Source organism: Streptacidiphilus sp. EB129, assembly GCF_041262645.1.
In the GTDB taxonomy this organism is placed as follows: Bacteria; Actinomycetota; Actinomycetes; order Streptomycetales; family Streptomycetaceae; genus Streptacidiphilus.
Map to the genome: position 1 here is coordinate 66,883 of NZ_JBGCCS010000027.1, position 24,045 is coordinate 90,927.

Here is a 24,045-nt window from a genome sequence, read left to right on the forward strand (position 1 = left end):
ACAGACCGGGTCACCCGCGCCGCAGCGCCTGAACGGCCTCCTCCGTGACCTCGATGACGACGGAGTGGTAGCTCTCGATGCGGGACACGATGGCCTCGCGCGGGCCGCGCAACCACGCGTCGCTGCCGTAGAACTCCTCCTCCTGCGCCTGGTGTTCCCCGAGCGAGGCGAAGGCGCGGAGCAGGTACGCCTCCTCGTGCCCGTCCTCGGACGCCAGCGAGGCCCCGCAGTCCACCACCCGGATACCGGCCTTCTCCAGCAACGGCACCGCCTCCTCCCGCATCGCCCGAACGAACCCGTCCGTGGTACCCGGCTTCAGCCGATACGTGCGGATCTCCAGAATCACAACCGTCTCCCGTGGCAATCGGAGCCTCGTCGCCCCCACCACCCGACCCTACTGGCGGCGTTGAGCGCGGAGACCGGAATCGGAAGCACGCCACCCCATGACACCCGGCCGTGCAACCGCCGTCAACGAGCCAGGTCCGCCGGGTTGATGTCGAGCGCGAACGGGACGGTGGTGCTCAGCCGGTCGCGGTGCACTCCCGTGGCCACGTAGGCCCGGGTGGTGTCGTCGAACTCGTAGGTGTGCACCACGGGCCGTGCCCGTCTGCGCAAACAAAAACGCCCCCGACCGTGTGCCGAATTCTTCGGCGGGTCGGAGGCGTATTGCCATGGGGTGGTGGTGGAGGTGGCGGGAATCGAACCCGCGTCCTGTGGTGCGGAACCAGGGCTTCTCCGAGCGCAGTCCGCTGTGCTTTTCTCGGCCCCGGCAGTCACACGGACAAGCCGCCGACAGGCCCAGTCACTGTTTGATTTCCCGCCTCACCCCGTGACCGGGTGCGACGGTGGAGTTCCCTAGATTATGCCAGGGTCCGGGACGGGAACACGCCCGGTCTGACACCCTTAGTTACTCGCTCAGGCGGCGAGGGTAAGGGAATCGCGCTTGGAGTTGGCGATTATAGTTTGCGACATATGGTTTACGAGATCATTGCCGCGTTCCTCGGCTCGCTTCCCCTGGATCGACATCCCCAGTCGAAACCGATCACCCCCATGGGGTGCTGTTCATTTGTCAATGCGAGCTCTCCAGCCGCTCGCAATCCCGCGTGGACCTGGGGGGTCCTGCGGCACGTTGTCCATCCTACGGCCCCGCCGTGGCGAGGGTCCAGTTCATTACCCCTGCGCGCGGCGGCGCACCGCCGACAGCGCGCGGTCGGTCTCGCGGCGGTCCTGCTTCTCCCGCAGGGTCTGCCGCTTGTCGTGCAGCTTCTTGCCCTGGGCCAGCGCCAGCATCAGCTTCGCCCGGCCGTCCTTGAAGTACAGCGACAGCGGGACGAGGGTGAAGCCGGACTCGCGCAGCTTCGAGTCGAGCTTGTTGATCTCCTCCTTGTGCAGCAGCAGCTTGCGCTTGCGCCGGGCCGCGTGGTTGGTCCAGGTGCCCTGCGCGTACTCCATGATGTGCACGTTGTGCAGCCAGGCCTCGCCGCTGGTGATCTCGGCGAAGCCGTCCACCAGCGAGGCGCGGCCGGCGCGCAGCGACTTGACCTCGGTGCCGGTGAGCACCAGGCCGCACTCGATCTCGTCGAGGATGTTGTAGTCGTGTCGCGCCTTCTTGTTCTGCGCGATGATCTTGCGTCCGGGATCTTTTTCCTTGGCCATGATGCGGGCCATTCTCGCACTCGGGACCGCCGGACGGCACCGGGGTTTCACCCGCGCGCAACCCCCCGTCCTGGCCGGTCGCGGCGCGGCCGGGTCGGCCCGCGCGCCCCCGTGGACGGCCGGTGCTACGGCGTGGTGCCGGCCAGGCCGTCCAGGACCTCGATCGCGGTGCTCTCGGCCGCCTGCGGTCCTGCCGACGGGGGCACGGTGATGTCCGGGGTGATCCCGGTGCCGTCCGGGTCGTGCCCGGCCGGGGTGCGGTAGTGGCCGACGGTGCGTTCCAGCACCGAGCCGTCCGCGAGCGTGGTCGGCTGCTGCACCGCGCCCTTGCCGAAGGTCCGCGACCCGACCACCACGGCCCGGCCCCGGTCCTGCAGCGCGCCGGTGAGCAGTTCGGCGGCGCTCATGGTGCCCCCGTCGACCAGGACCACCAGGGGGGTACCGGTGTCGCCGCCGGGCTCGGCGGTGAGCTGCACGGCCGCCCCGTCCGCCTGGTAGCTCGCCACCGGTCCGCCGTCCAGGAAGGCGGAGGCGGTCTCCACGGCCTCGTCCACCAGCCCGCCGGAGTTGCCGCGCAGGTCCAGCAGGATGCCCGTGCCCGACCGGCCGGCGTTCTGCCGCAGCGCGGCCTCGACCTGGTCGCCCACCCCGGTGGTGAAGGCGGAGACCACGATCCGGGTGACGCCGCGCGCCGGATGGTCCAGCACCACGTCGTCGGCGTCCAGGAGCTGCCGGTGCAGGGTCACCGCCCGGACTCCGCCGGCCCGCTGCAGGGTGAGCGTGACCGGGCTGCCGCCCCGGACGCCGTCGCCCCGCAGCAGCGCGACCACGTCGGTCACCGGCAGTCCGGTGACCTGTCGCCCGTCGACGGTCAGCAGCCGCTCTCCGGGGCGGACTCCGGCCCCGGCGGCGGGGCTGCCGGCCCGCACCGCGGTGACGCTGTCCACGCCGTCGGGAGTGCGGGTCACCCAGAGCCCGACCCCGACGTAGCGCCCGGCCAGCGACTCGCTGACCCGGGCGTACTGCTGCGCGGTGTAGAACGCGGCCCAGCGGTCACCGCTCTGCGCGACCCAGCTGCGGGCCGCGTCGTCGCTCAACCGCCGTTGCACCGAAACGGGTTGCCCCACCGGCGGGGACTGGCTGCCCCAGGCGCCGGTGGTCGCGCCGGCAGCAAGCACCGCCCCGAACACCAGGCCCAGGGCCAGGTGCAGGCGGATATGCGGATACGTACCGGACATGCTGGCTGAGTCTAGGGCGAACATCCCGGGACCGGGGGCACACGGACGACAGAACGCCCCGGAAGCAGTACAGCTACCGGGGCGTTCGTCCGACGATCCGACAGTCGGTGGAATTCACGCCTGCAGAGGCGTCAGACCGTCGGGGCGTCAGACCTTCAAGTACTTACGCAGCGTCAGGAAGGCCGCGATGGAGGACATCCCGACACCGAGGATCAGCATCAGCGGCATCACCTGGAAGACCGGGCCCCAGCCGATGAAGTTGATCAGCTGGATCTGCTGCTTGAGGAACTGGTCGATCAGGAAGTACTTGCCGACGGCCAGCATCGCCGAGGCCAGCACCGCGCCCACGACCGCGGCGAACGCGGCCTCGGCGATGAACGGCATCTGCACGTAGTAGTTGGAGGCGCCGACCAGGCGCATGATCCCGGTCTCGCGCTTGCGGCTGAACGCCGACACCCGGACCGTGTTGACGATCAGCAGCATGGTGACCGCCAGCATGATGCCCATCACCACCAGCGCCACCACCTGGGCGCCGTTGAGCAGTTTGAACAGCGGCTTCAGTACTTCGCTCTGGTCCTGGACCTTGAGCACCCCGGGCTGGCCGCTGACCAGTCCGGTGATCATCTGGTACTGCTGCGGGTCCTTGAGCTTCACCCGCAGCGAGTTCTCGAACGAGTCGGCCGTCAGCGACGGGATCAGCGGGCTGTCCGGCGACTGCTTCTTGAACGCGGTCAGCGCCTGGTCCGGGGTCTCCGTGTAGATCTGGTCGACCAGACCGGACTTGTCCAGCTGCGCGTGCACCGAGTCCATCTGGGCCTGAGTGGCCGCGCCGGAGGCGCAGTTGGTGTTCACGGCCGGATGGGAGGCGTCGGTCTTGTTGCAGAAGAAGACCGAGACCTCGACCCTGCTGTCCCAGTAGCCGCGCATGTTGCTGACCTGGTCACGCAGAAGGAGGGCCGCTCCCGCCAGAGCGAGCGAGAGCGCCACGCTCACGATGACCGCGATGGTCATCGTCAGATTGCGGCGGAGACCGATACCGATCTCCGACATGACGAACTGTGCTCGCATGACTTCCTAGCTGGTCGGGGCGTCAGCTGGGCACGGACGCCGAGTGTGCCTGTCGGTTGGAGCAACGCGGTGCGCGTCGGCTCAGTGCTGGTAGCCGTAGACGCCGCGGGACTGGTCGCGGACCAGGTGACCCTGGTCGAGCTCGATCACGCGCTTGCGCATCTGGTCCACGATCGCCTGGTCGTGGGTCGCCATCAGCACGGTGGTGCCGGTCCGGTTGATGCGGTCCAGCAGCTTCATGATGCCGACGGAGTTCTGCGGGTCGAGGTTTCCGGTCGGCTCGTCCGCGATCAGCAGCATCGGGCGGTTCACGAAGGCGCGGGCGATGGCCACGCGCTGCTGCTCACCACCGGAGAGCTCGCCGGGCATCCGGTCCTGCTTGCCGGCCAGGCCGACCAGTTCCAGCACCTCGGGGACGACCTTGCCGATGACGGCGCGGGGCTTGCCGATGACCTCAAGGGCGAAGGCGACGTTCTGGCCCACGGTCTTGTTGGGCAGCAGGCGGAAGTCCTGGAAGACCGTGCCCAGCTGGCGCCGCATGTGCGGAACCTTCCAGTTGGACAGCTTGGCCAGGTCCTTGCCCAGGACGTGCACCTCGCCGACGCTGGGGCGCTCCTCGCGGAGGATCAACCGCAGGAAGGTCGACTTTCCCGAGCCGGAGGAACCGACCAGGAAGACGAACTCACCCTTCTCGATCTCAAGCGAGACATTGTCCAGCGCGGGACGGTTCTGCTTCGGGTAGGTCTTGGAGACGTTGTCGAATCGGATCACGGCTGCATCACGGTCGGCCAGTCTAGGTGGAAGCGGGTCGCGGGCACCGGCGAACCGGTAGCTCGACCACCCTCCTCGCGGACAGGGACAGGTCTGACGGCGGAACCGCGCCGCAGGACGGTCGACGGCTCCCCCGGTTGGCCGACCTTACGCGAAGCCGACGGGAGCTCGCAGGTTCGATCACAGAAAGGTGGGGGAGTTCACGGTCAAATGGGATGTAATCGACGCAAAATTATGGCACGCGCCTACGAAAGTAGGCACCTCGCTACACTCTGTGATGATCGGGTGGTATAACCAACTGTCATCCTTACCGGGGAAGCGGCCCCCATCGGGTTCGGCATGGCACAGTGGAGGGAACCCACCCGGCATGGTGTCTCGTTGGGCAGGTCGAAGGAGGAGATCACATGACGCTCGACCGTCTGGTGTGCGCCAACTGTGCCGGCCCGGTGAGCGAGGGCCGGTGCCCGACCTGCCGTGCGAGTCGGCAGCGGATGCAGGAGCAGCAGGGGCTGTTCGGCGCCCTCTCCCCCACCGCACTGATCGCACTGATCGCGGCGCTGGTCGCCTGCGTGCTGATAGCGCGGCACGCCTTCGCGTGAACGCGGCACGCGCCACGCCGAAGCAATGACCACGGCCGAGGGCGGGTGACCGGGAGCGGGACTCCCGGTCACCCGCCCTCAGTGTGTCCTGAGCGCGCGGGCACCGACGCGGTGCGTCAGCGCGCGGCGCCACGCGGGCCGAAGCGGAACACCAGGCCCCCGGCGACCAGCGTCGCGCCACCCACCAGCAGCCACGGGAGGCTCCGGTCGGTGCCGGTCTCGGCGAGGGTCTGCCGGGCCTTCGGCTGGGTCATCCCCCCACCGGTGGTCGGCTGCGCCGCTGCCGTCGGGTTCGCCGTCGCGGTCGAGCCGCCCGGCGTGCCGGGTGCGGCACCGGCCGGGGACTGCGGCGGCACGAGGCCGTCGGTCGGCGCCGACGGCTTCCCGCCGGCCGTGGGCACCTGGGTGACCGTGGTGTCGGTACCGGCCCCGGAGCCGGTCGGCGTGTCCGACGGGCTCGCGGCGCCGCCGGGCGTGGCGGCCCCCACTCCGCCGAGCAGGCCCCCCGCGCCGTCCTGCGGGCCGTCGACCACGATGCCGGGAGCGGCCTCGGGCACGGTCACCGCACTGGCCACCCCGGCGACCATCAGTCCTGCTCCCGACAGCACCAGCGCCGCTCCCGCGACGCGTACGGCGCGCGACCGGGGGCCCGCGCCTCTCCTGCGGTGTCCGCGACGAGCAATGGCCACGACGGCCCTCCCAGCAGTCCGATTCCCTGCCCGTAGGGCATTGCGGGCCAGCATGGTGAATGGCGAAAGCAAACGTCAACGGCGATCTGCCCGTTTTGCGGGCAGATCGCCGTAAGAACGCATGGATTACTACTAAAAACCACCACACCACTGCCGCAATCCCTGCACCAGTGTGACTGCCTCGGGTGGTGACTACTGCGCGGCCTGCTCCTGCTGCTTGCGCCAGCGGATCCCGGCCTCGATGAACCCGTCCAGCTCGCCGTCCAGCACGGCCTGCGGGTTGCCCACCTCGTGCAGCGTCCGCAGGTCCTTGACCTGCTGGTACGGGTGCAGGACGTAGGAGCGCATCTGGTTGCCCCAGGAGTTGCCGCCGTCCTTCAGCGCGTCCATCTCCGCCTTCTCCTCCTGGCGGCGCCGCTCCAGCAGCTTCGCCTGGAGCACGTTCATGGCACTGGCGCGGTTCTGGATCTGCGAGCGCTCGTTCTGGCAGGAGACCACGATGCCGGTGGGCAGGTGGGTGATCCGGACCGCCGAGTCGGTGGTGTTGACGCCCTGACCACCGGGGCCGGAGGAGCGGTAGACGTCCACCCGCAGCTCGCCCTCGTCGATGTCGACATGGTCGCTCTTCTCCACGACCGGGAGCACCTCGACGCCCGCGAAGGAGGTCTGCCGGCGGCCCTGGTTGTCGAAGGGCGAGATCCGGACCAGGCGGTGGGTGCCCTGCTCGACCGAGAGCGTGCCGTAGGCGTAGGGCACCTTCACGCCGAAGGTCGCCGACTTGATGCCGGCCTCCTCCGCGTAGGAGGTGTCGTAGACCTCGGTCGGGTAGCCGTGGCGCTCGGCCCAGCGCAGGTACATCCGCATCAGCCGCTCGGCGAAGTCGGCGGCGTCCACGCCACCCGCCTCGGCCCGGATGTTGACCAGGGCCTCGCGGGCGTCGTACTCGCCGGACAGGAGGGTGCGGACCTCCATCTCGTCCACGGCCTTGCGGACGCTCTCCAGCTCGGCCTCGGCCTCCGCCTTGGCGTCCGCGTCGTTCTCGTCCTCGGCCAGTTCGAACATGACCGAGAGATCCTCGATCCGGCCGCGCAGCGTCTGCACCTTGCGCAGCTCTCCCTGCAGGTAGGAGAGCTTGCTGGTGACCTGCTGGGCGGCGTCGGGGTCGTTCCACAGGTCGGGTGCGGCGGCCTGCTCCTCGAAGATCGCGATGTCGGCCCGGATCTTGTCGAGGTCGACCACGGCCTCGATCGACGACATGGTCGTTTCGAGGGACTTGATTGCTTCGGAAGGATCGATGGCTGCCACGTCACCAGCCTAATGCTTCCGGCAACGGGCTCTGCACCGGAACTTCCCCCGTCACCGGGTGTGCGAGTACCGGAGGGTGCCGGAGGGGGTGCGCTGGAACAGGACGACGCCGGTCGCGTCGGCGTAGGCGGCGGGCTCCCCGCCGGACGGGAGCGCGCCGGCGGTCCAGCCGGTGCCTCCGACGCTGCCCGCGGCCTCCGCGCCGGAGGCCGTGAAGACGTACTGCGCCCCGCTGTCCGGGGCCTGGACCGCCTCCGCCCGGGACGGGCCCGCGGTGATCGGCGCGACCGGCTGGGCCTGGTGCCAGACACCGTTCACGGCCTGGGTACGCAGCAGCGGCCCGCCGCCCACCGGGGTGACGAAGGCGTCGATCCGGCCGGTGCCGCCGTTCTCGGCGACCAGCTCCGGGGTGCCGCTGATCTTCCCCGCCGTCGGCACGGTCTGCCAGGCGCTCCAGGCGCCCCCGACGTACGAGGTGGTGGCCAGGTCGGTGCCGATCCGGGCCACCAGGTCGATCCGGTCGCCGTTCACGGCGGCCGCGGGCGGGGAGTCGACCTGGGTGCGGGCGTCCAGCTTGCCCCAGTCGGTCCACCTGCCCGCGTTCAGGGTGCGCAGGTAGACCAGGCCGTCGGTGCCCTGGGCGAACAGCCGCAGGTGGTCCCCGGGGAGCACCACCGGCGCGGGTTCGCCGGTGATCTGTATCCCGGTGAGCTTGCCCCAGGCGCCGAAGCCGGTCGTGGTGCGGGTGAGGTAGCGGACGTAGCCGTCGGCGGAGGTGCCGAAGACATAGCCGGTGTCGCCGACCCGGACCGCGCGGACCCCGCCCACCAGCGGGGCGGGCGGTGCCGGTGCGTCCGTCCAGGCCGCCCAGCCGGGCAGCGGGGTGCTGCCGGCGCTGGTGGCGGTGTCGTCCTGCCCGGCCACCGGCGCCTGCGGCAGACCGCCGGCGTTGGCGTCCACGGCGCCGGACGAGGGGCTGACGGTCGCGGTCCCCACGCCGCCGCCGGGGGTACGGCCGCTGCCACCGCCCCCGTTGCCGGCGAAGGCCTCGTACGCGCCGAAGGCGCCCCCGGCGACCAGCAGGGCGAGCACCACGGCCAGGATCCGGCGGCGGCGCCGCACCGCCGCGCCCGCGCCGCTGCGCTTGGCGCCGCCCTGGCCCGGCCCGCCCGGCCGCCCGCCACGGGCGGCGGCGGCGCTGCGCTCGGCGCGCGAGGCGGCCGCGAAGGAGGCCAGTTCCTCGGGGCTGGGGCGGCGCAGGCTGGTGTGCGTCTCCCGGCTGGAGTCCGGCCGGGAGCCGGGGACCAGCGGTACCGCCGCGCCGCGCCGACGGCGGCCGGCCCGGCGCCGCGCGGGATCGACGGCGTCGCCGTCCTCCGCGTCGTCGTCCGGCAGTTCTTCGGGATCGGCCCCGTCGTGGTCGGCCGGAGCGGTCGCCGCGTCCGGGTGGGCCACCCGCAGGGCGGGCAGGCCCGCCAGCGAGGGCAGCAGTTCGCGCAGCCGGGCGGCCAGCTCGGTGGCCCGCAGCCGGGAGGCCGGCGCCTTGGCCAGGCACTGGGCGATCACCCGCCACAGGTCCTCGGGCAGTCCGGGCAGCGGGGCCACGCTCTCGGTGACGTGCCGCCGCAGCACCGCCCCGGTGTGGCCGCCGCCGAACGGGGTGAACCCGGCCAGCAGCTCGTAGAGGACGGTGGCCAGGGCGTAGATGTCGACGGCGGCACGCGGCTCCAGGCCCTCGATCACCTCCGGGGCCAGGTAGTCGGGGGTGCCGATGATCCTGGTGGCGCGGGTCCGGCGGGGCGCGTCGACCAGGCGGGCGATGCCGAAGTCGGAGAGCTTGGCCCGGGGCGCGCCGCCCGGGCCGGGCGAGGAGGCCTGGTCGAGCAGGATGTTCTCCGGCTTGACGTCCCGGTGCACGATTCCGGCGGCGTGGGCGACCGCGAGGCCCTCGGCGACGTCGGCGGCGATGGACACGGCCGCCTGCGGGGTCAGCGGCCCCTCGCGGTCCAGCCGGGAGCGCAGGTCGCTGCCGTGCACCAGCTCCATCACCAGGGCCAGGTCGTCCCCGTCCACGACCAGGTCGTGGACGCCGACCACGCGCGGGTGGTCCAGGCTGGTGAGCGCGGTGCGCTCCTGGACGAAGCGGCCGACCAGCACCTGGTCGGCGGCGAGGTCCTCGCGGAGCAGCTTGATCGCCACCGGCCCCTCGGGGCCCTCCCCGAGCCAGACGGTGCCCGCCGAGCCACGGCCGATCACCTGGTGCGCGGTGTAGCGGCTGCCGATCTTGCGTGCCAAGGCTGCTCCGTGCGCGTAGGGACCTGTGCCGACGGTGCCGATCCTCCGCCGTCCTGGCGTATGTCAGCGACCAAAGTACGCGGAAGGGGGCCGCATGGGTGAACCGGACCCGCGTTACCGCAGGTCAGATGTCGACAAAGCGCCAAACCCGGCTCCGGACCTGCTCCCTACCGGATCGTCAGTTGCCTGGCGTGGGCAGATTCACGTTCGGCACCTTGGGCACACCGTTCTTGATCTTCTGTGCGGTGCCGGTGATCTGGTGCCACCAGTCGACCGCCTGGTGCCACCAGCCCTGCACGTTCTGGATCCAGTGCTGCAGCGGGGTGAAGTACCACGCCAGCACCGCCAGCACGGCGAGCACCACCAGGAAGCGCAGGCAGCCGGAGCCGGGGATGCGCATCCGCCGTCTGGGGCGCGGCGCCCGGGGCTCCCGCTCCCGGCGCGGCTCCGGCTCGGGCGCGCGCTCCGGGATGCGCTCCGGCGCGCTGCGGCCACCGCGGCCCCGCCGGGGCTCCGGCGGCGGCTCGGGCCGGTACGGCTCGGGCTGGAACCCCTCGGACTCGCCCGGGTACGGCAGCGGCTCGGGGGCGCGCTGCGGCCGGGTCCCGGGCTGATTGCGGTACTGCGGCTGCTGGGGCTGCTGGGACTGCGGCTGCTGCTGGGGCGCCGCCCGGTACGGCGGCGGGGCCACCTGCGGGCGGCCCTGCGGCGACTGCTGGTCCGGCGGGAACTGGTAGTCCACCCGGGTCTGCTCGTTACGGGTCCGGGCCGCCCGCAGCTGGCTCTCCCACGGGTGCGGGCCGGCCGGCGGCTGCGCGCCGTTCCCCGCCCCGGAGGGCGCCCCCGGCATCCCCGGCTGCGGCGCTCCGGACTGCGGGCCGGACTGCGCTCCGGACTGCGGCGGGCCGAACTGCGGCATGGCCGTGGTCGGTGCGGCCGCGCCCGGCGCCGGCATCCGGGTCGGGTCCGCCGAGCCGAAGCGTCCGCCGCCCGGCGGCAGCAGCTGGGTGCGCTCGGCCGCACCGGCCGGCAGCACCGCGGTCGGGTCGGCGGCGCCGAACGGTGTCCCCCCACCTGCGAAGACCGTGGGCGCGCCCGGGTCGAACTGCATCCCGCGCGGCAGCGTCGGCTCCTGGCTGCCGGGCACGAACGGCACCGGCGCCGGCGCGAGCAGTTCGGCGACCGCCAGCGCGGCGTCGATCCGGGCCGGAGTGGCGTGCACGCCCACCCCGGCCGCGACCGTACGCAGCGCGGTCGCCAGCAGCACGGCATCGGGCCGCTGCGACGGGTCCTTGCGCAGGCAGGCCTCGATCACCGACCACAGCGGCTCGGGCAGGTTGCGCGGCCGCTCCGGCTCCTGCGACAGGTGCGCCTGCAGGATCTGCAGCGGCCCGTCGCCGTGGAACGGCGGCCGGCCGGTGCTCAGCTCGTAGAGCATGATCCCGGCGCCGTAGATGTCCACCGCCTCGGACTGCGGGCGGCCCTCTGCGGACTCCGGGGCGATGTAGGCGGGGGTGCCGACGAACTCGTGGGTGCGGGTGAGACCGGGCGAGTCGGCCAGCCGGGCGATGCCGAAGTCGGTCAGCAGCGGATGCATCCGCTCGCCGCCGTCCTCCGTGCGGACCGTGGCCAGCAGCACGTTCGCGGGCTTGAGGTCCCGGTGCACCACGCCGTCCGCGTGGCTGGCGGCCAGCGCGTCGGCGATCTGGGCCATCAGCAGCGAGCCGGCGACCGGGCTGAGCGGGCCGTGGGCCCGCAGGTAGCGGTGCAGGTCGGGGCCGTCGACCAGGTCCATCACCAGGGCCAGCAGCTCGCCCTCGACGACCAGGTCCCGGATCCGGACGATGTTGGGGTGGACCAGGCGCAGCAGCACCGAGCGCTCCCGCAGGAAGCGCATCACCACGTCCGGGTCCTGGGCCAGCTCCTCCTTGAGCACCTTGATCGCGACCTGCTGGCCGGTCGGGCCGCCGGTGCCCTCGTCCCTGACCAGGGCGCGCCAGACGGTGCCGGTGGCGCCGCGTCCCAGCGGCTCCTCCAGGAGGTACTTACTGCCAACCGGCCGCACCCGCGCGCTCCTCAGTCCTGCATCCGCGCCGTAGGCGACCGGTCCCCCCGGTCCCGCTCCAGCTCTGTGCCGTGTGTTTCCCGTGCCTGGCCGTACCTGGCCGCGCTCCGGCCGGGTACGGCCGGTGCGTCCAGGACGCCCGGGTCCCGCCTGCAGACCCGTGTTCGAGCCAACACTAGGCCCCTACCCCGAGGACGTCCTCCGGGGTGCCGTAAGTTCCCAAGATCACTGGATCGGGTGCCGGGAGCGAGTTGTCGGTGGCGGATGGGAGGATGCCCTCAGGCGCGTGGCGCCCACTCCGCCTGCGGTGGCCGCTCGTTGGGTCCGCCGGCCGGATGTGGGACGGGTGGGCGGGCATGTGCCGACCGGCATGTGCTGGAGGGAAGGGGCCGAGGGGCGATGCAGATCCGGCTGAGCGTGCTCGCGGCGCGCGACGGGGGTCCGTCGGCGCGCACGCATGCCGCCGACGTCCTGGTCACGGCCCCGGCCGGGACCAGTCTCGGCGCGGTCGCGGTGGCCCTCGCGGGAGCGGTGGGGGCGCGCTCCGGCGCGCGCGGGCGGTCCGCGACCCATGTCCACCTCTATTCGGGTGACCAGCGGCTCGACGAGCGCGCGGTGCTCGGGCATCCGCCGCTGGTGGACGGCGCGGTGCTGCGGCTGGACGAGCCCGACCCGGACCATGTGCCGGAGCTGGACGCGGCCGGCTCCCCGGCCGAGCTGCGGGTGGTCGGCGGCCCCGACTGCGGCGGGATCCATCTGCTGCACGTCGGCCGGGTCCGGGTGGGCCGCTCGGCGGACGCCGACGTCCCGCTGGACGACCCGGACGTCTCCCGGTTCCACCTCGCGCTGGAGGTCTCCGCCGACGGCCGGGTCAGCGTCGCCGACCTCGGCTCCACCAACGGCACCACGCTGGACGGACTGCCGGTGGGCGCCGACCCGTACCCGGTCCCGCCCGGCGCGCTGATCGGGCTCGGCGAATCGACCCTGCAGATCGCCCCCGGCCGGGCCGCAGCCCGCGCCGACCTGCTCCCGGACGGGCAGGGCCTGGTCCAGGTCGCCCCGATACTCGCCGCCGCCCCGGCCGGGCCCGGCGGACCGACCGCCACCGGCACCGGAGCCGAGCCCGCCCCGGCGCCCCGGCCACTGGGCGCCCGTGCGCGCGGGCTGCTGGTCCGCAAGGGCGAGCGGCTGCTGCGCGGCCGGGCCGAGCCCGCCGCCGCGCCCGCACCCGTCCCCGGCCCCGGTGCCACCCCGCCGCACGGCCTGCGGCTGCCGCCGTCCCGGCCGCTGCCGCCGGTCGACCCGACCCGCTGGCCCGACCCGGCCGAGCTGCTGCACACCGCACTCGGCCCCGGGCCCCGGCTCTGGGAGCGCGGCGCGGACCACCCCGACGCGCTGTCGCTGCGCCTCGGCACCGTCGGCCTGCCGGCGGTGCCGGTCAGCTTCGACCTGCGCGCCACCGGCAGCCTGGGCCTCACCGGCCCGCGGCCCCGGCTCACCGGGCTGGCCCGCTCGCTGCTGGCCCAGCTCGCGGTGCTGCACGGCCCGAACGTGCTGGAACTGGTCCTGGTCGCCGCGGACCCGGCACACCCGGTCCAGCAGCGTGCCGAGACCTGGTCCTGGCTGTACTGGCTGCCGCAGCTGCGTCCCGGCCACGGCCAGCCCTGCCGGCTGCTCACCGCCCTGGACCCGGCCCAGGCACTGGCCCGGGTGACCGAGCTGGGCACCACCGTCGGTCTCACCGCGCCCGGGTCCGCCGGGGCCGCGCCCTCCGCCTCCGCCACCCCGGGCACCGGCGCCGAAGGCGCCGCCGCGCACCGGGCCGCCGCGGCCGGCCCCACCGCCTCGGGCCGCGGAGCGGACCGTGCCGGGAGCGGCCCGGCCGCCCAGGTCCCGGCGCAGCCCCTGGCCGCCTCCCGGGCCACGGCCCCCACCGCCGCCACGCCCGACAGCGCCGGGCTCTCCGCGACCACCGCCGCCGGCCCGCGGCACCCGCGCGCCGGGGGGCCGCTGACCGTCCTGGTGGTGGACGGCGACCCGGGCAGCCCGGCCGCCCGCAGCGCGCTGGACCTGCTGCTGGCCCACGGCCCGGCCCGGGGGGTGCACGTGGTCTGCCTGGCCGAACGCCCCGAGCTGCTGCCGCACGGCTGCGCCGCCACCGCCGCCGTCAGCGGCGAGGTGGGCACGCTGCTCACGCTGGAGCGCCCGGCGCTGCGACCGACCGACCCGGCCGCCCCGACCGGCGGCCAGCACCGGGCCGCGCCCGAACACGAACTGCTGGAGGGCATCGCCCTCGACGCCGTCGCCCCCGCCTGGGCCGAGCGGCTGGCCCGGGCGCTGGCCCCGCTCCGCGAGCCGGACGGCAACCACAGGCCGGGCCGGGGCGTCCTGCCCGAGGCCCCCCGCCTGCTGGAGCTGCTCGGCCTCGACCTGGTCACCCCCGCCAAGCTCTCCAGCCGCTGGGCGGAGCTCCAGGTCGCCTCGGGCCAACTGCCGTCCGCCCTGATCGGCGCGGACCGGGACGGCCCCTGCGGTCTCGACCTGACGGACCATCTGCTGATCGGCGGCGCCCCCGGCTCCGGCCGGACCGAGCTGCTGCGCACCCTGGTCGCCTCGCTCGCCGTCGCCGAACGCCCGGACCGGCTCGGCATACTCCTGATCGAGGGCCGGGCCCCGTCCGATCCGGCCGACGGTCTGCGGCCCTGCGTGGAACTGCCGCATGTGGCCGACCATGTGGACGGCACCGATCCGGCCCGGCTGCTGCACACCGCGCGGTCCCTTCTCGCCGAGCTGGACCGGCGCGACACGCTGCTGGAGGGGCGCTCCTTCGCCTCCTGGCACGCCGAGCGGGCGCTGGCCCGCTTCGCCGCGCCCCGCCGCCCCGCCGACGACCACGGCGGCGGCCACGCCCGCGGCCAGGACCACGGCCGGCCGCAGCCGCCGACCGGCCCGCTCGCGGTGGCCACCACCCCGCCGCCGCACCTGCTGGTGGTGGTGGACGACCACGACGAGCTGCTCGCCCCGGGAGCGGAACGGGCCGCCCTGGCCGCCGCGCTGGACGCGGTGGCGCTGCGCGGCCCGCGGCTGGGCGTCCACCTCGCCGTCGCCACCGGCCGCCCGGACCGCAGCAGCGGCTCCGACCTGGACGAGGCGGCGCAGCTGCGGATCGCGCTGCGCACCGACGATGCCCGGCTGTCCGCGCTGCTGATCCATGTCGAGGACGCGGCCGCGCTCGCCGACGACCGCCCCGGCCGTGGCTATCTGCGGGATCCGGACGGCGGGGTGACGGCCTTTCAGGCCGCAAGGGTCAGCGGCAGGATCCCGCGGACCGCGACGCTGCGTCCGACCGTGGTGCCGCTGGACTGGGCCGCGATGGGCGATCCGCCGGCCCGGCGCCCGGTCCGCGAGCTGGGCAACGGCCCGACCGACCTGGCGCTGCTGGCCAGCGCCATGCAGCGGGCCGAGAGCCAGCCGGTCAGCCCTTGACCGAGCCCGCCAGCAGGCCCCGGACGAAGTACCGCTGGAGACCGAAGAACACCCCCAGCGGGATGACGATGGAGATGAAGGCGCCGGCCGTCAGGATCTCCCAGTGGTCGCCGAAGGAACCGGACAGCTGGGCGAGCCGGACGGTGAGCGGGGCGACCTCCGGTGTCCCGCCGGCGAAGGTCAGCGCCACCAGCAGGTCGTTCCAGACCCACAGGAACTGGAAGATGGCGAACGAGGCCAGCGCCGGGGTGGCCAGTGGCAGCACGATCGAGCGGAACACCCGGAAGTGGCTCGCGCCGTCCACCCGGGCCGCCTCGATGAGGTCGGTGGGCAGCTGGGCGATGAAGTTGTGCAGCAGGAACACGGCCAGCGGCAGCGCGAACATGGTGTGCGAGATCCACACCGGCGCGTAGGTCCCACCCAGCCCCAGGCTGGGGAAGACCGTGGTGCTGCCGACGTGCGCTCCGCCCGAGTACAGCTGCAGCAGCGGCACCAGCGCCATCTGCAGCGGCACCACCTGCAGCGCGAAGATGACGAAGAAGATCACGTCACTGCCCCGGAACCGGACCCAGGCCAGCACGTACGCGGCCATGGACGCGATGGCCAGCGGGAAGATCGTGGCCGGGACGGTGATCGCCACCGAGTTGACCAGATAGGGCATCAGGCCGTTGCTGACCCCGAATCCGCCGTTGAACAGCGCGTCGTGGTAGTTGGCCAGGGTGATCCCCGGATGGCTGAAGAAGGTCCACCAGCCGGAGGAGGCCACGTCGGCCTGCGGGCGCAGCGAGGTGGCGAGCAGGCCCAGGGTCGGGATCGTCCACACCGCGGTGAGCAGGACCACCAGGAGGGACGCGACCGGGCTGCTGAACGCCCGGCGCACGGCCTTGGCCCCGGCCTGGTTGCGGGTACGACCGCCGGAGGCCGACCTGCCGGAGGAGGCCGGGTTACCGCCGGAGGCCGGCTCGGCCGCCTCCGCGTCGACGATGCCCTCACTCATCGGTTGGCACGCTCCCTGCGCAGCTGGACGATGTTGTAGCCCACGAGCGGCAGCACGGCGACGAAGAGGATCACCGCGAGCGCGCTCCCCCGGCCGATGTTGTACTGCTCGAAGGACTGCGAGTACATGGCGTTGGCCAGTACCTGGGTGCCGAAGTTGCCGCCGGTCATGGTGCGGATGATGTCGAAGAGTTTAAGTGTCGTGATCATGACCGTGGTGAGCACCACCACCAGGGTGTTGCGGATCATCGGGATGGTGATCAGCCGGAACAGCTGGAAGCCGCGGGCCCCGTCCAGCACCGCCGCTTCGGTGATCTCGTCGGGGATCGCCTTGATCGCGGCGGAGAGCACCACCATGGCGAACCCGGTCTGCACCCAGACCATGATCACCATCAGCAGGAAGTTGTTCAGCGGGTGGTCCAGGATCCAGTTGGGCGGACTGCGCCAGCCCAGCCAGATGCAGATCTGGCTGAGCAGTCCGATCTGCGGCTGGGAGGGATCCCGGTAGTTGTAGACGAACTTCCAGATGATGCTCGCGCCGACGAAGGAGATCGCCATCGGCATGAAGATCAGCGCCTTGTAGAGAGCCTGCCGCTTCAGCCGGTCCACCAGCAGGGCCAGTACCAGGCCGAGCGCGGTCGCGGCGACCGGGGCGACCACGATCCACAGCAGCGTGTTCAGCAGCACCTGCTGGATGTCGCTGGTGGTGAACGCCCAGGTGTAGTTCTTCCCGCCGAGGAGCCGGGTGCTGTCGTCGTTGTAGAAGCTCAGATAGACGGTGCGGACGGCGGGGATCACCAGGCCGACCAGGAGCAGCAGCAGGGCGGGGCCCAGCAGGATCCCGACGGCGAGGGGTTTGGAGAGCCGGCCGGAGGCCCGGCCGGCCGCGTAGAAGATGATCAGCAGCACGGCCACGAAGACCACGACGGCGCCGGCGGCGTTGCCGAACTTGGTCAGCGTGTCAGCCCACATACGCGTCGCGCTCCTTGGGGTCGGGAAGGACGTGCCGCCGGAGCCCGCGACTCCGGCGGCACGCTGTCATGCCGGGGCTGGGCCGGTCCGCGCGGACCGGCGCGGCGTCATCACTGCGGCCAGGCCGCGTCGGTGTCGGCCGCGGTCTTCTGGACCGACTGGTTCTGCGCGAACCAGGCGGTGAACGACTTCCACTCCTGCCCGGAGCCGACCGCCGCCGGCATCATGTCGGAGGCGTCGAAGCGGAAGGTCGCGCTCGGGTCGGTGAGGTACTTCGCCGAGAGCTGGTCGATCGGGTCGGTGTAGGTGGCCGGGTCGACGCCCTTGTTGGCGGAGACCCAGCCCGGCGCGACCTTGACCCGCGCGGTCGCCCAGGCGGCCGTGGACAGGTAGTTCTGCACCGCCTGCACCTCGGGCCGGCTGGAGAACGCGGCCACGAACTCGCCGCCGCCCTCGACCGGCGTGGTGACGGACGGGTCGACGGCGGGCAGCTTGAAGGCCCAGATGTCGCCGGACGGGCCGATGGCGGTGCCCTTGGGCCACTGCGCCTCGTAGAAGGACGCCTGCTGCAGCATCGAGCACTTGCCGGTGAGGATGGGCGTGCCGGCGTCCTGGAAGGTGGTGGTGGCGATCGAACTGACGTCGCCGAAGCCGCCGTTGACATACGCCGGGTTGTGCATCCAGCCCTGCACGATGTTCATCGCGTCGATGATCTTCGGGTCGCTGAACTTGACCTGGTGGCTGACCCACTGGTCGTAGACGTCACCGCCGTACTTGCCCAGCACCACCTCCTCGACCCAGTCGGTGGCCGGCCAGCCGGTCGCCGTGCCCGAACCGATCCCGCCGCACCAGGGCTTGTTCTTGCCCGCCTTGGCGATGGTGTCGCTGAGCGCCATCATCTGCGCCCAGGTGGTCGGCACCTGGTAGCCGGCCGCGGCGAAGGCCTTCGGCGAGTACCAGACCAGGGACTTCATGTTGGCGCTCATCGGCGCCGCGTAGAAGGTGCCGTCGACCGAGCCGTAGGTCTTCCAGATCGGCGCCCACTGGTCCTCGTTGGTGACGGTCTGCGCCGGGGGCTTGGCGACCTTGCCGGTCTTGACCATCTGCGCCAGCAACCCGGGCTGCGGGATGATCGCCAGGTCGGGGGCGTTGCCGCCGCTGACCCGCACCGGCAGCTGGGACTCGAAGTCGTTGGAGCCCTCATAGGAGATCTTGATCCCGGTGCAGTCGCTGAACTGCTTCCAGGAGGTCTGCAAGGAGTCGGACTCGGGGCTGAGGATCGACGCGAACATGGTGACGGTGGTGCCGGAGTGCCCGGCGTAGGCCTGGTACTGGGCGCAGTTCCCGGTGAGGGTCGGCGCCGCGCCCGAACTGCCGCCGCCACCCGGGGACGAGCTGTTCGAACAGCCCGCCGCGACCAGCGCCACCGTGGTGGCCGCCCCGACCGCGAGCAGTCTCCGGGTGCGCCACCCCCCGCCCCTGCCGACATGCGTATGCATACGTGCAAGCCTCCTTGAGGGAAGTCGACTGCCCTGTCAGATCGCGCGTCCCCGAATCGATTGCCGGTCGGTTCCGTTCCGTGCAGCAAGAACTGGACCATAACTTGCACGGACGCGCGCGCCAAGGGATCGCGCAGCGTTCACCCGGTGAACGCGACGGGCTTGAGGGGAGACACCAGAGTGCACGGAGGAACGCACGGACCGGGGGCGCGTACTCGGCTCCAACGAGCCGGGTACGCGCCCCCGGTGACCGGTCGGCGCCGACGGATCAGCGCATCGACCCGGTGCGCAGCAGGGTACGGAAGGTCCGCATCGCGACGCTGAGGTTCGCGAGGTCGTAGGACTCCGCACTCCTTATGTCGTCGAGCGTGGTCCGGGCCCGGTTGACCAGGGTGGCGTTGGTGCCGACCCAGGCCTCGAAACGCTCCTCCGGGGTGGACTCCGCGGTGCCGTGGCCGAGCAGTTCGGCGGTCAGCACCGCGTGCGCGGCGAAGAGGTCCTCGCGGATCGCGGCCCGCGCCATCGACTGCCAGCGGTCACCGCGGGGCAGTTCGATGATCCGGTCCAGCAGGCCGGTGATCGTCAGCCGGTCGGCGAGGTCGTAGTAGACCTCGGCGACGGTCCGGACGTCCTGCTTGGTCCGGTCGGCGACCTCGACGACGTCCAGCGACGGGAAGGCGGAGGAGAGTCCGGCGACCCGGACCGCCAGCGTGACCGGCACGCCCGCGGCGGCCAGCTCCGCGTACACGGAGTCGAACCACTCGCGGTCGGAGCCGCGCAGCACGTCCGGCAGCAGGCCCCAGACCTGGTTGCAGCGCTCCCGGAACGCCTCGATGGTCTCGGCGATGTCCAGCGGCTGGCGGACGTTGTTGAGCAGCCAGCGGGTGGCGCGCTCGACCAGGCGGCGGCTGTGCAGCCGCATCCGGGTCTGCACCTCGGCCGGGACCCTGGTGTCCAGGGCCTCGATCTCGGCCCAGATGCCCTTGAGGTCGAAGATCGCCCGGGCCGCGGTGTGCGAGCGCACGATCTCCTCGTACGTCGCCCCGGTCTCCTCCTTCAGCCGGAAGGCGAAGGTGGAGCCGCCGCGGTTGACGGTCTCGTTGACCAGCACCGTGGTGATGATCTCGCGGTGCAGGGCGTGCGCGTCGATCTGCTCCCCGAAGGCGCTCTGCAGCTGCTGCGGGAAGTAGCGGTGCAGCTTGCCCTGGACGTAGGCGTCCTCGGGCAGGTCGGACGCGAGGATCTCGTCCGCCAGGGTGATCTTGACGTAGGCGAGCAGCACCGACAGCTCGGGCTGGGTCAGCCCGCGGCCGGCCGCCGCGCGCTCGCGGATCTGCGAGCCGTTGGGCAGGAACTCCAGGGCCCGGTTGAGGTGGCCGTCCGCGACCAGCCGGCGCATCATCCGCGCGTGGACGTCGAGCATGCTCGCCGCCTGTGCGTGGGCGTTGGCCAGGGCGACGTTCTGCGCGTAGTTGTTGGTCAGCACGTGCGCGCCGACCTCGTCGGTCATCTCGGCCAGCAGCGCGTTGCGCTGCTTGACCGTCATGTCGCCGTCGGCGACGACCCGGTTGAGCAGGATCTTGATGTTCACCTCGTGGTCGGAGGTGTCCACGCCGGCCGAGTTGTCGATGGCGTCGGTGTTCACCGCGCCGCCGTTCAGGGCGAACTCGATCCGGCCCAGCTGGGTGGCGCCCAGGTTGCCGCCCTCGCCCAGCACCTTGACCCGCAGGTCGGCGCCGTTGACCCGGATGGCGTCGTTGGCCTTGTCGCCGACCTCGGCGTTGTTCTCGGTGGCGGCCTTGATGTAGGTGCCGATGCCGCCGTTCCACAGCAGGTCGACCGGGGACAGCAGGATCGCCTTCATCAGCTCGGCCGGGGTGAGCCGGCTGACCCCGTCCGCGATGCCCAGCGCGGCCCGCATCTGCGGGGTGATCATGATCGACTTGGCGCTGCGCGGGAAGATCCCGCCGCCGGCCGAGATCAGCTTGGCGTCGTAGTCCTCCCAGGAGCTGCGCGGCAGGTCGAACAGCCGCCTGCGCTCCACGAAGGAGGCGGCCGCGTCCGGGGCGGGGTCGACGAAGATGTTGCGGTGGTCGAAGGCCGCGACCAGCCGGATGTGCTCGCTGAGCAGCATCCCGTTGCCGAAGACGTCGCCGGACATGTCGCCGACGCCGACCACGGTGAAGTCCTCGGACTGGGTGTCGTGGCCCAGCTCGCGGAAGTGCCGCTTCACCGACTCCCAGGCGCCCTTGGCGGTGATGCCCATGCCCTTGTGGTCGTAGCCGGCGGAGCCGCCGGAGGCGAAGGCGTCACCCAGCCAGAAGCCGTAGGACTCGGCGACCTCGTTGGCGATGTCGGAGAAGGTCGCGGTGCCCTTGTCGGCGGCGACCACCAGGTAGGTGTCGTCGCCGTCGTGCCGCACCACGTCCTTGGGCGGCACCACGCCCTGACCGGCGATCAGGTTGTCGGTGATGTCCAGCAGGCCGGAGATGAAGGTCTTGTAGGACGCGATGCCCTCGGCCAGCCAGGCGGCCCGGTCCAGCGACGGGTCCGGCAGCTGCTTGGCGACGAAGCCGCCCTTGGAGCCGACCGGCACGATCACGGTGTTCTTCACCATCTGCGCCTTGACCAGGCCCAGCACCTCGGTGCGGAAGTCCTCGCGGCGGTCGGACCAGCGCAGCCCGCCTCGGGCGACCTTGCCGAAGCGCAGGTGCACGCCCTCGACCTGCGGCGAGTAGACCCAGATCTCGTAGGCCGGGCGGGGCGCGGGCAGGTCGGGGATGGCCTGCGGGTCGAACTTCATCGACACGTAGGCGTGCGGCTCACCGGTCTGCGGGTCGCGCTGGAAGAAGTTGGTCCGCAGCGTCGCCTTGATCATGCTGAGGAAGGAGCGCAGGATCCGGTCCTCGTCCAGGCTGACCACCTGGTCGAGCGCGCCGTCCAGCTCCTCCAGGATGCCGTCGGTCAGCTCGTCCGCGCCGGAGCGGTGGGCCGGCGAGAGCCGCGCCTCGAACAGGTTGACCAGCAGCCGGGTGGTGTGGACGTTGTTGGTGAGCGCGTCCTCGACGTAGTCCTGCGAAAAGGTCGACCCGGCCTGCCTCAGGTACTTGGCGTAGGCGCGCAGCACCACGGCCTGACGCCAGGTCAGACCGGCGCGCAGGATCAGCGAGTTGAAGCCGTCGTTCTCGGCCTTGCCGGTCCAGGCGGCGGCGAAGGCCTCCTGGAAGCGGTCCCGGCCGTCCTCGTTGAGCTGGGAGGCCACCTCCGGACGCAGCCGCAGCCCGAAGTCGTAGACCCAGGCCACCGTGCCGTCGCTGCGGCGCAGCTCGTACGGGTGCTCGTCGAGCACCTCGACGCCGAGGCGCTGCAGCACCGGCAGCACGTCGCTCAGCGAGACCGAACCGCCGACCCAGTAGATCTTGAAGCGGCGGTGGTCGTCGTCGGCGTCGACCGGCTGGTAGAGGTTGAGCCGGAAGTCGGTGGGACCGGTCAGCGACTCCAGCCGGCGCAGGTCGGCGACGGCGGTGGCCGCGGTGAAGTCCGCGCGGTAACCGTCCGGGAAGGCGTTGGCGTACCGGTGCAGGATCTCGGACGCGCGCTCCTCGCCGCACTCGCGGGTGAGCACCTCGCCGAAACCGTCCATCCAGGAGCGGGCCGCCTCGGCGAGCTTGGCCTCCAGCCGCTCCACGTCGGCGTCGGAGAGCTTCGGCAGCTCGCTGCCGGGCGCCACCCGGATCACGAAGTGCAGCCGGGCCAGCACCGACTCGGTGTTCCAGACGGTGTAGTCGATGGTGGTGCCGTCGAGCTCCCGCATCAGCAGGTCCATCAGCCGCAGCCGCACCCGGGTGGTGTAGCGGTCACGGGGCAGGTAGACCAGCGCGGAGAAGTAGCGGCCGTACTCGTCCTGGCGCAGGAACAGCCGCAGCTTGCGGCGCTCCTGCAGGTAGAGGACGTTCAGCGCAACCTGGAGCAGCTCGTCGGCGGGCGTCTGGAACAGCTCGTCGCGCGGGTAGTTCTCCAGGATCTGGACCAGGTCCCGGGCGTCGTGGCTCTCGGGGGTGAAGCCGGACCCGGCGACGACCTGCTGGACCTTGCGGCGCACCACCGGGATGCGGCCGACCGACTCGTTGTAGGCGGCGGCGTCGAACAGGCCGAGGAAGCGGCGCTCGCCGACCACGTTGCCGTCCGCGTCGAACTTCTTGACGCCCACGTAGTCCAGGTAGGACGGGCGGTGCACGGTGGAGCGGCTGTTGGCCTTGGTCAGGATCAGCAGCTTCTTCTCGCGCGCCTTGGTCCGCGAGGTCGCGGTCAGCCGGCTGAACGCGGCGGAGGACATGGTGTCGCCGGCGTGGGCGTGCGCGCGCGGGTCGGAGCGCAGGACGCCCAGGCCGGTACCGGGGACGGCCCGCAGCAGGTCGTCCCCCTCCTCGTTCTGCACCAGGTCGTACTCGCGGTAGCCGAGGAAGGTGAAGTGGTCGGAGGAGAGCCAGCGCAGCAGCTCCTGGGCCTCGGCGACCTCGGTGGCCGGGATCTTCGCCGGCGGGGCCTCGCCCAGGTTCTCGGCCAGCCGCAGCGCGCCGTCGCGCATCTTGCCCCAGTCCTCGACGACCTCGCGGACGTCACCGAGGACGCGGCGCAGGTCGCCCTCGATGGCACGCAGATCGTCGCGGTTGGTCTCGCGGTCGATCTCGATGTGCATCCAGGACTCGAGCTGGGCGTCCTGCGGCGCGTCGGGCCCGGTCGCCGCACAGGCGTCGATGTCCAGGATCTCCAGGAGCTTGCCGGTGATGTCACGGCGGACCAGGAGCTGCGGGTGGATCACCACGTGGATGGCCCGGTCCTGGCGGGAGAGCTCGTTGGTGACCGAGTCGACCAGGAAGGGCATGTCGTCGGTGACGATCTCCACCACGGTGTGGCCGCAGGACCACCCGTTCTCCTCCGCCGTGGGGGTGTGCACCCGGACCTCGGCGGTGCCCTGCGGGCGGTGCGCCGCCAGGCGGTGGTGGGAGGCCGCCGCGCCGAAGACGTCGACCGGCTCCCGGTCGAGCAGGTCCTCGGGGGCGGTGTGCAGGTAGTAGTGCTTCAGGTAGGCGGAGAGGGCGCCGTCGCCCATCCCCGTCGCCTGGGCACCCTGGCGGTCACCCTGGGCGGTTGCCTTGCTGAGCAGTTCGGCCTTCGCTGCGTCCAGCTGGGTCTGCATGGCTATCTGGCTCCTGTCGCGCGCCGTTGCGTGACTCGGTGGTGTACGTGTCCCACGTGTCGCACGCGTTCACCGGGTCTGTCCGTATCCTTCCGCATGTCCGGTTACGGACGCGAATGCCCCGGTGAACTTCGCGCTTCCGCGAGGTTTCCCGGCGAGCCTAACCGGGGTAGGGGGCAGTGTCAGGGGCCGGATCGGTGCACTGC

The 24,045-nt window shown here is 72.1% G+C and carries 16 protein-coding genes and 1 other RNA gene; 2 read left to right on the forward strand and 15 right to left on the reverse strand.

Annotated features, from left to right (window positions below; all coding sequences use genetic code 11):
- Positions 1 to 10 precede the first annotated feature (10 nt).
- The 7 genes from ABH925_RS27405 to ftsE form a co-directional block, all read right to left on the reverse strand.
- Complete coding sequence (locus ABH925_RS27405) at positions 11 to 346, reverse strand: NIPSNAP family protein (RefSeq protein WP_370151859.1); 336 nt, start codon at positions 344 to 346, stop codon at positions 11 to 13.
- A 122-nt stretch (positions 347 to 468) separates the two neighbouring features.
- Positions 469 to 594: a hypothetical protein gene (locus tag ABH925_RS27410; RefSeq protein ID WP_370151861.1), complete on the reverse strand. Its 126-nt coding sequence runs from the start codon at positions 592 to 594 to the stop codon at positions 469 to 471.
- An 86-nt stretch (positions 595 to 680) separates the two neighbouring features.
- Positions 681 to 1,050: a transfer-messenger RNA gene (gene ssrA, locus ABH925_RS27415) on the reverse strand.
- 120 nt (positions 1,051 to 1,170) lie between these two features.
- On the reverse strand, positions 1,171 to 1,656 hold the full coding sequence (gene smpB / locus ABH925_RS27420) for an SsrA-binding protein SmpB (RefSeq protein WP_370151925.1): 486 nt from the start codon (positions 1,654 to 1,656) through the stop codon (positions 1,171 to 1,173).
- Positions 1,657 to 1,781: 125 nt separating this feature from the next.
- The gene (locus ABH925_RS27425) at positions 1,782 to 2,894 is read right to left on the reverse strand and encodes a S41 family peptidase (RefSeq protein WP_370151863.1); all 1,113 of its coding nucleotides are present in this window, start codon (positions 2,892 to 2,894) and stop codon (positions 1,782 to 1,784) included.
- A 147-nt stretch (positions 2,895 to 3,041) separates the two neighbouring features.
- Positions 3,042 to 3,962, reverse strand: coding sequence for a permease-like cell division protein FtsX (gene ftsX, locus ABH925_RS27430; protein WP_370151865.1), 921 nt, complete (start codon positions 3,960 to 3,962; stop codon positions 3,042 to 3,044).
- Positions 3,963 to 4,043: 81 nt separating this feature from the next.
- Positions 4,044 to 4,733, reverse strand: coding sequence for a cell division ATP-binding protein FtsE (ftsE, locus tag ABH925_RS27435; protein WP_370151867.1), 690 nt, complete (start codon positions 4,731 to 4,733; stop codon positions 4,044 to 4,046).
- 404 nt (positions 4,734 to 5,137) lie between these two features.
- Between ftsE and ABH925_RS27440 the strand changes: the two genes are divergently transcribed.
- Positions 5,138 to 5,332 carry a hypothetical protein gene (locus ABH925_RS27440; protein ID WP_370151869.1) on the forward strand — a complete coding sequence of 65 codons (195 nt, stop codon included), beginning with the start codon at positions 5,138 to 5,140 and terminating at the stop codon, positions 5,330 to 5,332.
- 116 nt (positions 5,333 to 5,448) lie between these two features.
- Here the strand turns inward: ABH925_RS27440 and ABH925_RS27445 are convergent, their stop codons facing one another.
- The 4 genes from ABH925_RS27445 to ABH925_RS27460 all read right to left on the reverse strand — a co-directional run bounded on the left by ABH925_RS27445 (position 5,449) and on the right by ABH925_RS27460 (position 11,686).
- Positions 5,449 to 5,940: an LPXTG cell wall anchor domain-containing protein gene (locus ABH925_RS27445; RefSeq protein WP_370151871.1), complete on the reverse strand. Its 492-nt coding sequence runs from the start codon at positions 5,938 to 5,940 to the stop codon at positions 5,449 to 5,451.
- A gap of 273 nt (positions 5,941 to 6,213) precedes the next feature.
- A complete protein-coding gene (prfB, locus tag ABH925_RS27450; protein ID WP_370151873.1) occupies positions 6,214 to 7,326 on the reverse strand; it encodes a peptide chain release factor 2 in 1,113 nt (370 codons plus the stop codon).
- A 51-nt stretch (positions 7,327 to 7,377) separates the two neighbouring features.
- Positions 7,378 to 9,621 carry a protein kinase gene (locus ABH925_RS27455; protein WP_370151875.1) on the reverse strand — a complete coding sequence of 748 codons (2,244 nt, stop codon included), beginning with the start codon at positions 9,619 to 9,621 and terminating at the stop codon, positions 7,378 to 7,380.
- A 178-nt stretch (positions 9,622 to 9,799) separates the two neighbouring features.
- Positions 9,800 to 11,686: a protein kinase gene (locus ABH925_RS27460; protein ID WP_370151877.1), complete on the reverse strand. Its 1,887-nt coding sequence runs from the start codon at positions 11,684 to 11,686 to the stop codon at positions 9,800 to 9,802.
- Between the two features lie 399 nt (positions 11,687 to 12,085).
- Between ABH925_RS27460 and ABH925_RS27465 the strand changes: the two genes are divergently transcribed.
- Positions 12,086 to 15,172 carry an FHA domain-containing protein gene (locus ABH925_RS27465; protein WP_370151879.1) on the forward strand — a complete coding sequence of 1,029 codons (3,087 nt, stop codon included), beginning with the start codon at positions 12,086 to 12,088 and terminating at the stop codon, positions 15,170 to 15,172.
- Here ABH925_RS27465 and ABH925_RS27470 read toward each other — a convergent pair.
- From ABH925_RS27470 to ABH925_RS27485, 4 genes are all read right to left on the reverse strand, one after another.
- The gene (locus ABH925_RS27470) at positions 15,162 to 16,169 is read right to left on the reverse strand and encodes a carbohydrate ABC transporter permease (RefSeq protein ID WP_370151881.1); all 1,008 of its coding nucleotides are present in this window, start codon (positions 16,167 to 16,169) and stop codon (positions 15,162 to 15,164) included. The two genes, ABH925_RS27465 and ABH925_RS27470, sit on opposite strands and share 11 nt — an antisense overlap.
- Complete coding sequence (locus ABH925_RS27475; protein WP_370151883.1) at positions 16,166 to 17,140, reverse strand: carbohydrate ABC transporter permease; 975 nt, start codon at positions 17,138 to 17,140, stop codon at positions 16,166 to 16,168. The genes ABH925_RS27470 and ABH925_RS27475 overlap by 4 nt, the downstream gene beginning before the upstream one ends.
- A gap of 110 nt (positions 17,141 to 17,250) precedes the next feature.
- Positions 17,251 to 18,639, reverse strand: a complete 1,389-nt coding sequence (locus ABH925_RS27480) for an ABC transporter substrate-binding protein (RefSeq protein ID WP_370151885.1) — start codon at positions 18,637 to 18,639, stop codon at positions 17,251 to 17,253.
- A gap of 268 nt (positions 18,640 to 18,907) precedes the next feature.
- Complete coding sequence (locus ABH925_RS27485; protein WP_370151887.1) at positions 18,908 to 23,839, reverse strand: NAD-glutamate dehydrogenase; 4,932 nt, start codon at positions 23,837 to 23,839, stop codon at positions 18,908 to 18,910.
- Positions 23,840 to 24,045: the final 206 nt, after the last annotated feature.